Here is a 12,905-nt window from a genome sequence, read left to right as displayed (position 1 = left end):
CCTTCGATCAGACCGCAATAATCGATCTTATCCTTCGCATAACTAATCGACCCGAATGAGGCTGTGATGGACCAACAACAAGCAAGGCAGCTCGCCCAGCAATTCATCGACAAATTGCATCAACTGGAGGAACACAGTCCGGACAGCATCGATACGCTCGTCGGCATGTTCAGCGATGACGCTGAGTTGAGCAACACCGTGATTCAGCACCAGAAAGGCTGCCTGACCGGACGCGACAATATTGCCCGGTTCTGGCGAGAATATATCTCCAGCTTCGGCTCGATCCATTCGGATTTTTTCGATGTGACGACCAGCGATCATTCCGCCGGCTTGTTCTGGCGTTCCAGCGGAACGGGCCAGTCAGGCCAGCCTGTGTCGTACGAAGGCGTCAGCCTGCTGATGTTTGATGACGCCGGAAAGATACGGCAATTCAAGGGATATTTCGACCCGCGCCAGACGCAATCCAAGACGCAGGTTCACTGATGCGCTCGCCTTGCTGCCATGCCGGCAAACGCGCGAGGGTTTGCCATGCTTAGAGTCGGGTTGATTTCAGATACGCATGGCTTAATGCGGCCCGAAGCGCTGGACTTTTTGAAGGGCAGCGACCACATCATCCATGGCGGCGATATCGGCAAGCCGGCAATTCTGGAGACGCTTGCCGAACTGGCGCCATTGACGGCAATCCGCGGCAACAATGACAAGGATGCCTGGGCGGCAAACCTGCCCGAGACCGTATTGGTGAAGATCGGCGAGGTGCCGATCTACGTGCTGCACGATCTTTCGCAACTGGGCACCGACCTTCATGCCGCCGGCGTGCGCGTGGTGGTATCAGGTCACTCACACCGCGCGCTGGTCCAGGAAAGAGACGGCATTCTTTTCGTGAATCCGGGCGGGGCTGGTCCCCGCCGCTTTCGGCTTCCCATTACGGTCGCCGAACTATTGATAGACAAGCACTCCGTCACGCCACGCATCGCTGAGCTGAGGCTTGCCCAGTCGGCCTGACGAAAACGCCAGGCTGTATCGACTATTACTGACGACCGAAATAACGCAGTTCGGCAGCCAGGTTAGGGCTGACATCTTCATAGCTGCGCGCCAGACGAAAGAGTCCTTCGCGATCAGCCTTTTTCATTGCCACGGCTTTGGCCGGGACAGGCTTTGCGGCAGGTTGTGCAGCAAACAATGCATAGGCGACGTTACGCAGGGCGCCGGCGATGTTGGTCAGCAGGCTGTTGTGGGAATCGGCTTGAGAATAATGGGGCACATGCAGGATAGACATTTTTCACTCCTATGAAATTCGTTTTGCTGCATGCAGTATGTGCCCCTCAGCAAAAATAAACCAATTTTGAGTGGTGATAGATGTTATGCGTCTTGCGAATACCTTACGGAGAATTTCTTACAATTATTTATATTGCAATTGTCAGTCCCTCCTTGCCGGCAGCGGCAAGAACAGCTTCACGGCATGGCATGCAGCGCGCTGATTACCGTTTTCTTGCGCAGTCCGATCCAGGCCAGCAAGTCACGCACCGACCATGCGGCTGCAGCTAGGCCCAGCGCCGACAGGATCCAGGATATCGCCCCATGCTCGCGCACGACTAATGCAGTCGGACCTTGCGACCATTCCACCAGCAAGGGCACGCTCACGAGCGTGATAAAACCCAGGTTAAGAATGAGCATGAAATGCAGCATGCGCTCGTTTTGCGGCAGCACGCGCGTCTTGTTTTCCTCGAACTCGTCGGCGGCATCGATCACGATAGCACCAAGCAATAACGCCCCGATTACGATGACCCATGCGCCCTGCCACGTGATCCAGGCGACCGCGCCGAACAGCAAGCCATACACGGCTTCGCGCAAGACATGCAGTCCGATTTCCCGCTTCGCTTCCACGCGATGCGGCAAACGGACCAGCCATTCGTGATTCACCAGCGTATCGATGCCGCCGATTATTCCCTGCATGATGAGCAGGATGGGCAACAAGCCTTCCAGCGAGATGGATGAAAACGTCATGCGACTAGCCAGTTGCCCAGGAAGTGAAAACGGCGATCAACCAATATCCGCGCCTCTGGCGCCGCCGGTGGTTCCGGCGACGCCACCCGAAGCGCCGCCGATGCCGGCGGAGATATCCGACTCATCGGCTTCATCCTGCTCGGCGGATGTCGCGCCTCGCGCGCCTGCCAGGCCGACATCGCCTTCATATCCCATTGCTCCGGCAGTCGCGGCGCCGCTCGTGCCTCCGGTTGCGTTCTGCATATTGGCTTTATTGGTTTTATCGGCTTTACCGCCAGCCGTGCCGCTTCCAGCCGATGAACTTGCGCCCTGCGGCGACATGTCCGGCTCGGATGGCGAGGAAATTTTTTCGACCAGTTGCTGCGTTTCCATTCCCTGCGCATCAGTCTTGGTAGCGATATCACCGAGTGCGACAATGCCGATCAGCTTGTGCTGATCATCATGGGATACCACCGGCACCCGGCGAATCTGGGTATCCGCCATTTGCTGCATGACCTCGTCGAGCGACTGGTCTTCGAAGCACCAGCGCACATCGCCGCTCATGACTTCCTCGACCAGGGCTTCGGTCGGTGCCCGTCCCGCCGCCGTACCGCGCACCGTGATATCGCGATCGGTCACCATGCCGACCAGATTGTCGCCATCACATACCGGCAAGGCGCCGACATTCAGCTCATCCATCAACTGGGCAGCACGCTGCAGATTTTCCTGCGGCGTCACGAATCGGACATTTCGGGTCATTACTTCAGAAACCATCTGCATGGCAGTCTCCTGTAGAGGCGTTATCAAACCGTACCGCTCGCATTGATGCCGCCCCTTCATCCGGAAGACGACATGGCGGTGCGCACGGACAATCATCCTGTTGGAATAGGTGAGACCACGCGTGGCGAAAAGGATTTCCCGTTATTTGGCCGTGTTCGCTTCTGTGTTGCCCAACTCTTCCAGCTTGAAGCGCAATGAATAGGGATTCAGCGTCGCCGGCAATGACTTAGTGAAACACCGGCGTAGTCGGCCAGAGCCTGGTGGATTCCATTACTGTCGCCCGCAATAGCGGCAAGTTTTGCCTAGCCTCTTGACGACATCGAGAAAACCATCGGCCATTCCATGCTCTGCTTGGCGCGCGCCTAAGGCCAATTCCCCTATACTGATTGAACAGCAACAATCAATATCGACAATGCCCCATCAATCCATTCTCGACTTCTCCATGTCAGGCCGCGGCACCCGCAACATCACCGCTGCCGTCGCCCAGGTGGTCGCTGATTCCGGCGTGCAGACCGGTCTGGCGCACATCTTCGTGCAACACACCAGTTGCTCGCTGACGGTCACGGAAAACGCCGATCCCGATGTGCGCCGCGATCTCGAAACCATCCTCGCGCGCCTGGCCCCGGATGGTGACCCGGCCTATCGCCACGACCTGGAAGGACCGGACGATATGTCGGCCCACGCGCGCAGCATCCTGACCAGCACCGGGCTCACCGTCCCTGTCGGCAATGGCCGGCTGTTGCTGGGAACCTGGCAAGGCATTTTCCTGTGGGAGCACCGCACCGGCCCGCAGCAGCGACATGTCGTCATCACCGTCATGGGCGAGTAAATAACCGCCACCGTGCTTTCATCGCAAAGTCAGGCTCACCTGCCCTGCCCGACTGCCATCCTGCCGGCACCTGTCATGTCTGTCACAATGAGGATCTCACGCTTCACTGCTTTACTTCGAGGAATTGCTCATGAAGACACACAAGATCGCCGTCATCGCCGGGGATGGCATCGGCAAGGAAGTCATGCCGGAAGGCTTGCGCGTGCTGCAAGCCGCCGCCCGCAAGTTCAACATCGGCCTGGAACTGATGACTTTCGACTGGGCCAATTGTGACTATTACATTCAGCATGGAAAAATGATGCCGGACGACTGGTTCGCTCAATTGTGCGAATGCGAAGCCATTTATTTCGGCGCCGTCGGCTGGCCGGCCACCGTGCCGGATCATATTTCCTTATGGGGTTCGCTCATCAGGTTCCGTCGCGAGTTTGATGAATACATCAATTTGCGTCCCGTGCGCCTGATGCCGGGGGTGCCCTGCCCGCTCGCCAACAAGCAGCCGGGCGACATCGATTTTTATGTCGTGCGCGAAAATACCGAAGGCGAATATTCCTCCGTCGGCGGCAGGATGTTTGAAGGCACCGAGCGCGAGTTCGTGCTGCAGGAAGCCGTCTTCACGCGCCAGGGCGTCGATCGCGTGCTGAAGTATGCATTCGAGCTGGCGCAGCGCCGTCCCAAGAAACATCTGACCTCGGCCACCAAGTCCAACGGCATTTCAATCAGCATGCCTTATTGGGACGAGCGCGTGGAAGACATGGCGAAGCAGTATCCGGACGTGCAATGGGATAAGTATCACATCGATATTTTGTGCGCGCGCTTCGTCATGAGCCCGGAACGCTTCGATGTCGTCGTTGCATCCAACCTGTTTGGCGATATCCTTTCGGACCTGGGGCCTGCCTGCACCGGCACCATCGGCATCGCGCCGTCAGCCAACCTCAACCCGGAGCGCAAGTTCCCTTCCCTGTTCGAACCCGTGCATGGCTCGGCCCCGGATATCGCCGGCAAGAATATCGCCAATCCGATCGGGATGATCTGGTCAGGCGCGATGATGCTCGACTTTCTCGGCCAGGGCGACGCGACATACACGGCAGCGCATGACGCCATTCTCAAGGCGATCGAAACCAGCATTGCAGATGGCATCGTCACACCCGACCTGGGCGGCACGGCAAGCACGACGGACGCGGGCAAGGCGATCGCTGCCGCGCTGGTTTAGTGTTTATTGAGCGCTGATTTCGCGCCAAATCAGCCGCTCAATTCGCGCAAGTCGGCAACCGGCGTTTGCCCGAAATGCGCGCTCACTAAATACTCCACCAGGCGCTTTGCGCACTCGGCCGGGTCGAGCAACTGCGCATTGCGCTTGAGCTCGTCGAAGCGTTCACGCATCGGAAATCTTTCCAGCGACGTGGCACGGATTTCCGATTGCATATCGGTGTCGATCACGCCTGGAGCAAGGCTGCAGATGCGCACACCAGGCAGCTTGTCCAATGCCACGGCGCGGGCATGCTGGTCCAGCGCGGCTTTCGTTGCGCAATACACGCTCCAGCCGGCATAGGCACTGCGCCCGGCGCCGCTGGAAATATGCAGGATGCGCAACTCGCGCTCTGAGCCTGCCTCACGCGATGTCGCAGCCAGCGCGCTGGCCAGCATCAACGGCGCCGTGACATTCAGATTGACCGCTTGCATGATTCCGTGCGGGTCCTGGTCAGCGATGGCGCCGATCGGTTGCACGGTTCCCGCATTATTGATCAACGCCACTGTTCGGGACTTCGCGATGAAATCCTGCAATGCGCTGCTGGCGAGCCACTGCGACAGCGCTTCGGGATTCGCCAGATCGACTTGTACCTGCTGGAGTAAGCCGGCATGGCGCGACGCCAGATCGGCATTGTCGCGACGCGCCATGCCAAGGACGGGGATGTCACGTTTGAGTAATTCACCGGCAATAGCAGCGCCGAGGCCGCGTGTGTGTCCTGTAAGAATGGCTTTCATGATGGGCTTGTATTTGGCGACCTCAGCTTGAGGCGGCGATCTGCTGCAATGCCTGCGCAAAGACTTCCTGCGGCTGACCACCCTGGATCAGGTGGCGCTCATTGATGATGATCGATGGCACGGAATGAATGCCTAATTGCTGATAATACGCTTGCCGTTGCCGCACTTCATCGGCATAAGCGTTCGAAGCAAGAATCTCCCGCGCCCGCTCCTGGTCCAGCCCGACCTTTCCCGCCATGCGCACCAGCAGGTCATGCGCGCCCGGATTTTCACCTTCCGTGAAGTACGCCTCGAACAGTGCGCGTTCCAGTTCCAATTGCTTGCCTTCCAGTCCAGCCCAATGCAACAGCCGATGGGCATCGAAGGTATTGTAGATACGGCTGCGCTTGTCCATGTTGAAGGCAAAGCCGACCTGCTCGCCGCGCGCCCGGATCGCTTCGCGGTTGCGTTCCAGTTGCTCGGGCGGCAAGCCGTATTTTTCCGCGAGATGCTCATCGAGATCCTGCCCTTCCGAGGGCATGGCCGGATTCAGTTCGAATGGCTGGAAGTGCAAATCCACTTCTATCTGGTCGCCGAGCGAATGAATTGCCTGCTGCAAAGAACTCAATCCGATGATGCACCAAGGGCAGGAGATATCGGACACAAAATCAATTTTCAAACGTTTTTTCAATTGAAGACCCCACAATCAGTCGGTGCAATCCATCTTACCGCAAACACATCCAGCTATAATCGAGTCCAAAAAAATTTCCAAGAGGTGGTTCGTGCGCAGGCGTTTATCCGTATTACCCCAATATTTGCTACCGAAACAGGCGTTGACCACGTTTGCCGGGCGGATTGCCTGCGCCCAGGGCGGACGCTACACGCCGCAGCTGATCCGCTGGTTCGTGCGCCGCTACAAGGTCAACATGGAAGAAGCGCTCAATCCTAATCTGAGCAGCTATTCCAGTTTCAACGAATTCTTTACCCGGGCCTTGCGCGAGGATGCGCGTCCGCTTGCCGATGCGGACTTCATTTGCCCGGTCGATGGCGCGATCAGCCAGTTCGGCGCCATCGAAAACGACCAGATCATCCAGGCCAAAGGCCATCGCTACACCACCACTGCACTGGTAGGCGGCGACAGCAAGCTGGCTGCGCAGTTTGCGCACGGCAGTTTCGCCACCCTGTACCTGAGCCCGCGCGATTACCATCGCATTCACATGCCCTGCGACGGCAAGCTCACGCGCATGATTTACGTGCCGGGCGCGCTGTTTTCGGTGAACCCGACCACGGCGCGCGGCGTGCCCGGGTTATTTGCCCGCAATGAGCGCGTGGTATGCGTTTTCGAATCCTCCTTCGGCCCGTTTGTGCTGGTGCTGGTGGGCGCGACCATCGTCGGCAGCATGGCGACCGTCTGGCATGGCGTGGTCAACCCGCCGCGCTCGGCACGGGTACGCGAATGGCGCTACGACGACAAGGAAATCATTCTAAAAAAAGGCGAGGAAATGGGCCGCTTCCTGCTGGGATCGACCGTGGTGCTGCTGTTTCCTCAAGACGTGATGGAGTTCAATTCCGACTGGTCGCCGACGCGCTCTGTTCGCCTGGGCGAGGCCATGGCGCATTTCGGCCCACAACTCCGAGCGCGGCATGAGAATAAAGGCGAATAAGGGCTGATAGTCGCTAATGCCTAAGGCGAAGGCTATGCCATCCGCCCGTCATGGCGGCTGATGAGCATTGTTCTGCACATTAAAAACCCTGCGTCGTAGCGGGGTTTTGCATTTCATCGCAGGATCAATTTCGCTTTCATCGTTGGATGCAGTGTGCATAGATAATCATATTCACCTTTCTTACGCGCCGTGTATTTCCAGCTGCCTTCCGGCGAAATGGTAGGTGAATGGAATGCATGGTTTGCCGCTGTCACATTGTGCGGAACAATATCCTTGTTTCGCCATATCACGGTGTCACCGACCTGCACTTCCAATACGTCAGGCGAAAACTTCATGCCTTCGATGACGACCGTATGGACCGTCGATTCGGCAAGCGCCGCATTCCATCCCATTGCACCAGGCAGCGCCAAGGCCATCATGGCGGCAAGCCTGACGCAATGTCGTCTACCGTATCGAGAAAATACGGTGGCCATGCTTACGACTTATTCAGCGTGGACTGAATTTGCTTCGCATGCTCCAGATGGGCCGCAATCGCCGGACGCACCTTGGCGATCAAGTCCTTGAGTTCGGCATTCTGGGCATTCGGCAGCAGGGTCTTGTCGATCGCATCCAGCACTTGCTGGTGATACGTGACTTCCTGATCGACGTAGGCCTTGTCGAATTCCGCGCCTTTCAATGTCTTCAGGTGGGCAATGTTCTTATCGCCGCCTTCTTTCAGGCTCTTGCTGGTGGCATTTTCCTCTGGCGTGACCTTCAGTTTTTTCACGAGCGCGGTGGCTTGTTTGTTGACGCCGGTGTGATCCGTGATCATTTGCTGTGCGAAGGCTTTCACTTCCTTATTGTGTGCCTTGGACTTGGCAAGCTTGCCGGCATTGATATCGACCGTGTTGGCGGCGACAACGATAGCGGCGATTTGCGGGTCGGTCGGGGCGCCCCCCTTATCCTGCGCAAAAGAAACAACAGCGGTCAATGCGACAACACCAGCTAACAGCGTATTCAGTAAGTTTTTCATTGCACACCTCTGGAATTGGTTAATGAAGTCAAGACAGGAAAACAGGAATATACTTAAAACATATTTTTATGTTTTAATTATATTAACCGAATTTCTACCAAATTTGATATAAATCATGCTTGAAAGACCATTGCATCAAGGTAGCCATGATTGAACTGTTGGGAACGCGTCAAAAACATCTTCTGAAATTGCTGTTGCGCAATAAAAGCGGCATGACGGTAGAAGCGCTCGCGCAAGGTTTAGCAATCACCCGCACAGCGGTCAGACAACACCTGGCAGTGCTGGAAGAGGAAGAGCTGGTTAAAAAGAGCGAATCGCGCCAGACCGGCGGCCGCCCGGAGCATTTATATGTATTGACGCAAAAGGGTAGCGAGATTTTTCCGCGCCACTATTCCTGGTTCGCCAAAATGCTGCTTGAGATAGTGCTGAAGGAATTGGGCCAGACAGCCACCAGCGAGCGCCTGACGGCGGAAGGCGAACGAGTGGCTCGCCAGCTGCTAGGCAATGAACTGGAGAACGTTCCCGCCGAACTCAAGCTTGAAAAGCTGACAGCGGTCATGGAAGAGTTTGGCTACGACTTGAATCCCCTGATATGGGATGCCGGCAAGCGCATTCCGGTCATCGAAGCCAATAACTGCGTGTTTCATGACCTGGCCAAGGACAACCCGCAGATCTGCAGTTTCGATATTGCGCTGATCTCGACTTTCAGCGGCTGCACGGTCCAACACGAATCGTGCATGGCAACCGGCAGCCATGTCTGCCGCTTCCGCCTTGAGGAACACAAAGCGGAGTAGCTTCACGCCCACGCTGGTCATTGCCCATATGTCCGTGTAAGCCCGTAAGCAAATTGGACCAGGCTGGCAGAAATTGATCATGGCGGGGGCAGCGGAAAGGATGGCAGCATTCGCCTGCTTCCCGCCTCCCGCTTGATGCTTGCCTTACAGGCCGAGCCTTGCGCCGGCGCCCAGCAAGGTCGCCACACCCAGCACCGCAAAAACAGCTGCAGCAATCGAATGTACCAGCCGCATCGGAATCTTGCCCGCCAGCTTGTCACCGACAAATACTGCCGGCACATCGGCGATCAGCATGCCGAGCGTGGTACCGATCACCACCATCATCGGTGCCGCATAGTGCGCTGCCAGCGCCACCGTAGCGATCTGGGTCTTGTCGCCCATCTCTGCCAGGAAAAAGGTGACCAGCGTCGCGCCAAACACTCCCAGCCGTTTCGCCACCTGCGTTTCTTCTTCCTCAATCTTGTCCGGAATCAGCGTCCAGATTGCCATGCCGATAAACGACAAGCCGAGAACCCAGCGCAGGATTTCCGGGCTGACGGCAGCGGTGATCCAGGCGCCGACCGCGCCGGCCAGGCCATGATTCACAACCGTCGCACATAAAATGCCAAGGACGATCGGTAAGGGTTTCTTGAAACGGGCAGCGAGAATAAAGGCAAGCAATTGCGTCTTGTCGCCGATTTCAGCCAGGGCGACCACGCCGGTCGAGATGATGAGAGATTCCATACGAGGTTCCGGAGCCGGCATTAACCAAATGACCACGACGCCTCCCCGGCCCTTCCGGAAGCGATGTGGTCAAAGGTCTTGCCAAGCTAGAGCACCTTTCAACATGCTGGTGGCAAGGCGCGCCGACGAAGGCAGTACCGAGGTACGGCAAGGATGCGCAACGCTGCCAGCGACATGTTGAAAAGTGATCTAAGGGACCGCTTATGCCATGGCCTGTGGGCCAAGTGTGTTGACATAAGCCTCTTCGAGCGAAGAGCGGCTACTCCCCAATGACGCTGCAATGATACCGCATGGCATCTCGCCAGTCGAGAGCCATGCGGCAATGATGCTGATGTGATATTGCGTGACTGGCTATGAATCGCTATGCCAACCGATCCAGCGCCTTCGCGAAGTTCTGCAAGGTACGTTCGGGATTCTGCAGCTTATCCAGCCCGAACAGGCCCAGGCGGAAAGTACGGAATTCGGCAGGCTCGTCGCACTGCAGCGGCACGCCGGCGGCCGTCTGCAAGCCCAGCGCCAGGAATTTTTTACCCGACTGGATTTCCGGATCGCTGGTATAGCTGACCACCACGCCCGGCGCCTGGAAGCCTTCCGCGGCCACACTTGGAAAGCCGCGGCTGACCAGCAATTCACGCACCTGGCGGCCCAGGGCCTGCTGTTCGGCGCAAGCCCTGGCAAAGCCATGGGCTTCGGTTTCCAGCATCACGTCACGCAAGGCGGCCAGCGCATCGGTCGGCATGGTGGCATGGTAGGCATGCGCGCCTGTCTCATAGGCTTCCATAATCTGCAGCCACTTCTTGAGGTCGCAGGCAAAGCTGGTGCTTGTCGTGGCATCGATACGCTCGCGCGCACGGGAACTCAAGGCGATCAAGGCGCAGCAAGGCGAACTGCTCCAGCATTTCTGCGGCGCGCTGATCAGCACATCCACAAACTTGTCGGCCGTGTCGACCCATACGGTGCCGGAAGCGACGCAATCGAGCACGAACAATCCCCCTACCTCGCGCACCGCTTCGCCGACTGCCTTCAGGTAATGGTCTGGCAGGATCATGCCGGAAGCCGTTTCCACATGCGGCGCGAAGACCAGGTCGGGCTTTTGCGCATAAATGGCGCTGACGACTTCTTCCAACGGCGGCGGCATGAAGGGGGCCTGTGCGCCTGGCTCAACCTGCCGGGCTTTGAGAACGATGGTTTCGGACGGAATGAGGCCCATGTCGAAAATCTGCGTCCAGCGATAACTGAACCAGCCGTTTCGTATCACCAAGCATTTTTTATCCGTGGCGAACTGGCGCGCGACCGCTTCCATGCCGAACGTGCCGCTGCCCGGCACCACGACGGCACTGGCGGCGTTGTACACCGTCTTGAGGATGCGAGAAATATCGCGCATGACGCCCTGGAAGCGTTGCGACATGTGATTGAGCGCGCGGTCGGTATAGACCACGGAATATTCAAGCAGACCATCAGGATCTGGATGAGGCAGCAAGGCAGGCATGTGTGTCTCCAAAGATTTGAGGAGGCATTGTCCATCCGCAGCCGCCCTTCCTGGCTGCGCATGATCATACAAACGTGCAGCAATGATATTGAATTGATAATGGTCAAATTCAGGCACACCATTTTCAGTAAAAGTGAATGTCTACGTTTAATTTTCCATTTGCATTCCATCTCTGGAAGCGAAGATGTTGTCGGAATCTCTCAGCCGGAGTCATACAAAAGGCTCACGCATCTTTCAATTACAGTTTGCGTATTCCTCTACGACAAGGAGATAAGGATGGCCAAATTCAGGCGTTTCATTGCATCTCTAGTGATAGTGTGCCTCACCGCCGCCGGCTTTCCCCTGCATGCCTTCGCCGCCATTGTCAGTACCCACGAAGCGATGGCCGCGACAGGTATGACTGCGGAGCGCGAGCGAGTAACCAGCTTTTTCTCGCGCGATGATGTGCGCAAATCGCTGGAAGAACATGGCGTCGAGCCACAAGCCGCGCTGGACCGTATCAGTGCCCTGACCGACGACGAAGTGCAGCAACTCGCCGCCCGTATCGATCAGGCACCGGCCGGCGGCGAGATTATCGGCGTTCTGTTTGCAGTATTTGTTATCTTGCTGGTGACGGATATCCTCGGCCTGACCAAGGTTTTCCCGTTCACCCGATCTATTAGATGATTAGGCGCCCCGCTTACCGTTCACTACCGTTCCTCACGGTTCTTTTTACCCTGGCCTTGTTATTGGCCGGATGCGCGACGCCTCAAATGGCCTCGCTGCAAAAACGCTGGCCGGATGAATTACCGACCAGCGCCAAAGTCGAGCGCGTGCCCTTCTATCCCCAGGAAGATTATCATTGCGGCCCGGCTTCGATGGCCATGGCGGCAAGCGGCGCCGGAGTCAATCTGCAACCAGAGGATGTACTGGACAAGGTTTATCTCCCAGCCCGCAAAGGTTCGCTGCAAGTGGAGATGTTCGCCGCGGGGCGGCACTTCGGCCTGCTGAGTTATCGCTTGAAGCCGAATATGAAAGCCTTGCTGCAGGAAGTCGCGGCTGGCAATCCTGTCATCGTGCTGCAAAACCTGTCTTTCCCCATTTCACCCGTCTGGCATTACGCCGTGGTCACGGGATTTGACCGGGAGCGCAATACGCTGACTTTGCATTCAGGCCGAACCCGCGATATGGAAATGTCGCTCTATGCCTTCGAACGCACGTGGGAGCGAGCCGACCACTGGGCGATACTGGTTTTACCGCCCACCAAAATCCCGGCAACCGCTGATGTCGCGTCTTATGCATCCGCCGTCATGGCGATGGAGCTGGTCGCTCCCGCAGCAGCGCATTCTGCCTATATGACGGGCTTGCGAAAATGGCCAGGTCATCCCACGCTGCTGCTTGGCGCCGGCAATACTGCCTATGCGCTGGGGCGTCTCGACGTTGCGCTGTACGCGTACCGTGAAATGACCAGGCAGTATCCAGCCAACGCGGATGGCTGGAACAATATGGCGCAGACTTTGCTGGACATGGGCAAACTAGATGAAGCGGGAATGGCTATTGAACGGGCGGTAACGCTTGGCGGTGAGAGGCTGCCCCGTTACCTGGAACTCAGGAAAGAAATTCACGCGAAGCATTGACTGGGGAAATTGTGATCAATTGCCCCAGCCCTCATGATTGTTCACTTCAGCTA

At 57.1% G+C, this 12,905-nt stretch carries 17 protein-coding genes and 1 riboswitch; of the genes, 8 read left to right on the top strand and 9 right to left on the bottom strand.

What is annotated here, in order from left to right:
• Positions 1-66 precede the first annotated feature (66 nt).
• On the top strand, positions 67-483 hold the full coding sequence (locus tag EDC30_RS12085; protein WP_132259099.1) for a nuclear transport factor 2 family protein: 417 nt from the start codon (positions 67-69) through the stop codon (positions 481-483).
• 45 nt (positions 484-528) lie between these two features.
• Positions 529-1,002: a metallophosphoesterase family protein gene (locus tag EDC30_RS12080; RefSeq protein WP_132259098.1), complete on the top strand. Its 474-nt coding sequence runs from the start codon at positions 529-531 to the stop codon at positions 1,000-1,002.
• A gap of 25 nt (positions 1,003-1,027) precedes the next feature.
• Here the strand turns inward: EDC30_RS12080 and EDC30_RS12075 are convergent, their stop codons facing one another.
• From EDC30_RS12075 to EDC30_RS12065, 3 genes are all read right to left on the bottom strand, one after another.
• Positions 1,028-1,276: a hypothetical protein gene (locus EDC30_RS12075; protein ID WP_132259097.1), complete on the bottom strand. Its 249-nt coding sequence runs from the start codon at positions 1,274-1,276 to the stop codon at positions 1,028-1,030.
• Between the two features lie 176 nt (positions 1,277-1,452).
• The gene (locus tag EDC30_RS12070) at positions 1,453-2,004 is read right to left on the bottom strand and encodes a hypothetical protein (RefSeq protein ID WP_132259096.1); all 552 of its coding nucleotides are present in this window, start codon (positions 2,002-2,004) and stop codon (positions 1,453-1,455) included.
• A 36-nt stretch (positions 2,005-2,040) separates the two neighbouring features.
• Positions 2,041-2,763, bottom strand: coding sequence for a CBS domain-containing protein (locus tag EDC30_RS12065; protein WP_132259095.1), 723 nt, complete (start codon positions 2,761-2,763; stop codon positions 2,041-2,043).
• Between the two features lie 412 nt (positions 2,764-3,175).
• Between EDC30_RS12065 and EDC30_RS12060 the strand changes: the two genes are divergently transcribed.
• Together EDC30_RS12060 and EDC30_RS12055 are read left to right on the top strand one after the other, a co-directional pair.
• On the top strand, positions 3,176-3,592 hold the full coding sequence (locus EDC30_RS12060) for a secondary thiamine-phosphate synthase enzyme YjbQ (RefSeq protein WP_132259094.1): 417 nt from the start codon (positions 3,176-3,178) through the stop codon (positions 3,590-3,592).
• A 130-nt stretch (positions 3,593-3,722) separates the two neighbouring features.
• Positions 3,723-4,802, top strand: coding sequence for a tartrate dehydrogenase (locus EDC30_RS12055; RefSeq protein ID WP_132259093.1), 1,080 nt, complete (start codon positions 3,723-3,725; stop codon positions 4,800-4,802).
• 29 nt (positions 4,803-4,831) lie between these two features.
• On the opposite strand, the gene EDC30_RS12050 is transcribed toward EDC30_RS12055, so the two are convergent.
• Positions 4,832-5,575, bottom strand: coding sequence for an SDR family oxidoreductase (locus tag EDC30_RS12050; RefSeq protein WP_132259092.1), 744 nt, complete (start codon positions 5,573-5,575; stop codon positions 4,832-4,834).
• Positions 5,576-5,597: 22 nt separating this feature from the next.
• Positions 5,598-6,245, bottom strand: a complete 648-nt coding sequence (locus tag EDC30_RS12045) for a DsbA family oxidoreductase (protein ID WP_132259091.1) — start codon at positions 6,243-6,245, stop codon at positions 5,598-5,600.
• Between the two features lie 91 nt (positions 6,246-6,336).
• On the opposite strand from EDC30_RS12045, the gene asd reads away from it, so the two are divergent.
• Positions 6,337-7,218 (top strand): archaetidylserine decarboxylase, encoded by an 882-nt coding sequence (asd, locus tag EDC30_RS12040; protein ID WP_132259090.1) that lies wholly within the window; start codon positions 6,337-6,339, stop codon positions 7,216-7,218.
• 113 nt (positions 7,219-7,331) lie between these two features.
• On the opposite strand, the gene EDC30_RS12035 is transcribed toward asd, so the two are convergent.
• Together EDC30_RS12035 and EDC30_RS12030 are read right to left on the bottom strand one after the other, a co-directional pair.
• Positions 7,332-7,691: a cupredoxin domain-containing protein gene (locus EDC30_RS12035; RefSeq protein WP_243656754.1), complete on the bottom strand. Its 360-nt coding sequence runs from the start codon at positions 7,689-7,691 to the stop codon at positions 7,332-7,334.
• 2 nt (positions 7,692-7,693) lie between these two features.
• Positions 7,694-8,230, bottom strand: coding sequence for a DUF4142 domain-containing protein (locus tag EDC30_RS12030; RefSeq protein ID WP_132259089.1), 537 nt, complete (start codon positions 8,228-8,230; stop codon positions 7,694-7,696).
• Positions 8,231-8,376: 146 nt separating this feature from the next.
• Here EDC30_RS12030 and EDC30_RS12025 point away from each other — a divergent pair, with 146 nt between their 5' ends.
• Positions 8,377-9,024 carry a helix-turn-helix transcriptional regulator gene (locus EDC30_RS12025; RefSeq protein WP_132259088.1) on the top strand — a complete coding sequence of 216 codons (648 nt, stop codon included), beginning with the start codon at positions 8,377-8,379 and terminating at the stop codon, positions 9,022-9,024.
• 144 nt (positions 9,025-9,168) lie between these two features.
• Here EDC30_RS12025 and EDC30_RS12020 read toward each other — a convergent pair whose 3' ends face one another.
• Both EDC30_RS12020 and EDC30_RS12015 read right to left on the bottom strand, forming a co-directional pair.
• Positions 9,169-9,747 (bottom strand): TMEM165/GDT1 family protein, encoded by a 579-nt coding sequence (locus EDC30_RS12020; protein WP_132259087.1) that lies wholly within the window; start codon positions 9,745-9,747, stop codon positions 9,169-9,171.
• A gap of 133 nt (positions 9,748-9,880) precedes the next feature.
• Positions 9,881-10,031, bottom strand: a riboswitch (yybP-ykoY riboswitch).
• A gap of 77 nt (positions 10,032-10,108) precedes the next feature.
• Entirely contained in the window at positions 10,109-11,236 is a 1,128-nt protein-coding gene (locus EDC30_RS12015; protein WP_132259086.1) for a pyridoxal-phosphate-dependent aminotransferase family protein, read from the bottom strand.
• Between the two features lie 27 nt (positions 11,237-11,263).
• On the opposite strand from EDC30_RS12015, the gene EDC30_RS19765 reads away from it, so the two are divergent.
• Positions 11,264-11,902, top strand: coding sequence for a PA2779 family protein (locus EDC30_RS19765; RefSeq protein WP_243656753.1), 639 nt, complete (start codon positions 11,264-11,266; stop codon positions 11,900-11,902).
• An 86-nt stretch (positions 11,903-11,988) separates the two neighbouring features.
• On the top strand, positions 11,989-12,852 hold the full coding sequence (locus EDC30_RS12005) for a PA2778 family cysteine peptidase (protein WP_165973805.1): 864 nt from the start codon (positions 11,989-11,991) through the stop codon (positions 12,850-12,852).
• Positions 12,853-12,905: the final 53 nt, after the last annotated feature.

Origin of the sequence: Paucimonas lemoignei, from assembly GCF_004342585.1 — a bacterium.
Taxonomy (GTDB): Bacteria; Pseudomonadota; Gammaproteobacteria; order Burkholderiales; family Burkholderiaceae_D; genus Paucimonas; species Paucimonas lemoignei.
The sequence above is the reverse complement of the archived record's forward strand: the minus strand, read 5'-3'. Positions and strand labels throughout refer to the sequence as shown.

Excerpts from the sequence above, each read along its gene's own strand:
- EDC30_RS12085 (WP_132259099.1), top strand. The coding sequence starts at position 67 with ATGGACCAACAACAAGCAAGGCAGCTCGCCCAGCAATTCATCGACAAA.
- EDC30_RS12080 (WP_132259098.1), top strand. The coding sequence starts at position 529 with ATGCTTAGAGTCGGGTTGATTTCAGATACGCATGGCTTAATGCGGCCC.
- EDC30_RS12075 (WP_132259097.1), bottom strand. The coding sequence starts at position 1,276 with ATGTCTATCCTGCATGTGCCCCATTATTCTCAAGCCGATTCCCACAAC.
- EDC30_RS12070 (WP_132259096.1), bottom strand. The coding sequence starts at position 2,004 with ATGACGTTTTCATCCATCTCGCTGGAAGGCTTGTTGCCCATCCTGCTC.
- EDC30_RS12065 (WP_132259095.1), bottom strand. The coding sequence starts at position 2,763 with ATGCAGATGGTTTCTGAAGTAATGACCCGAAATGTCCGATTCGTGACG.
- EDC30_RS12060 (WP_132259094.1), top strand. The coding sequence starts at position 3,176 with ATGCCCCATCAATCCATTCTCGACTTCTCCATGTCAGGCCGCGGCACC.
- EDC30_RS12055 (WP_132259093.1), top strand. The coding sequence starts at position 3,723 with ATGAAGACACACAAGATCGCCGTCATCGCCGGGGATGGCATCGGCAAG.
- EDC30_RS12050 (WP_132259092.1), bottom strand. The coding sequence starts at position 5,575 with ATGAAAGCCATTCTTACAGGACACACACGCGGCCTCGGCGCTGCTATT.
- EDC30_RS12035 (WP_243656754.1), bottom strand. The coding sequence starts at position 7,691 with ATGGCCACCGTATTTTCTCGATACGGTAGACGACATTGCGTCAGGCTT.
- EDC30_RS12030 (WP_132259089.1), bottom strand. The coding sequence starts at position 8,230 with ATGAAAAACTTACTGAATACGCTGTTAGCTGGTGTTGTCGCATTGACC.
- EDC30_RS12025 (WP_132259088.1), top strand. The coding sequence starts at position 8,377 with ATGATTGAACTGTTGGGAACGCGTCAAAAACATCTTCTGAAATTGCTG.
- EDC30_RS12020 (WP_132259087.1), bottom strand. The coding sequence starts at position 9,747 with ATGGAATCTCTCATCATCTCGACCGGCGTGGTCGCCCTGGCTGAAATC.
- EDC30_RS12015 (WP_132259086.1), bottom strand. The coding sequence starts at position 11,236 with ATGCCTGCCTTGCTGCCTCATCCAGATCCTGATGGTCTGCTTGAATAT.
- EDC30_RS12005 (WP_165973805.1), top strand. The coding sequence starts at position 11,989 with ATGGCCTCGCTGCAAAAACGCTGGCCGGATGAATTACCGACCAGCGCC.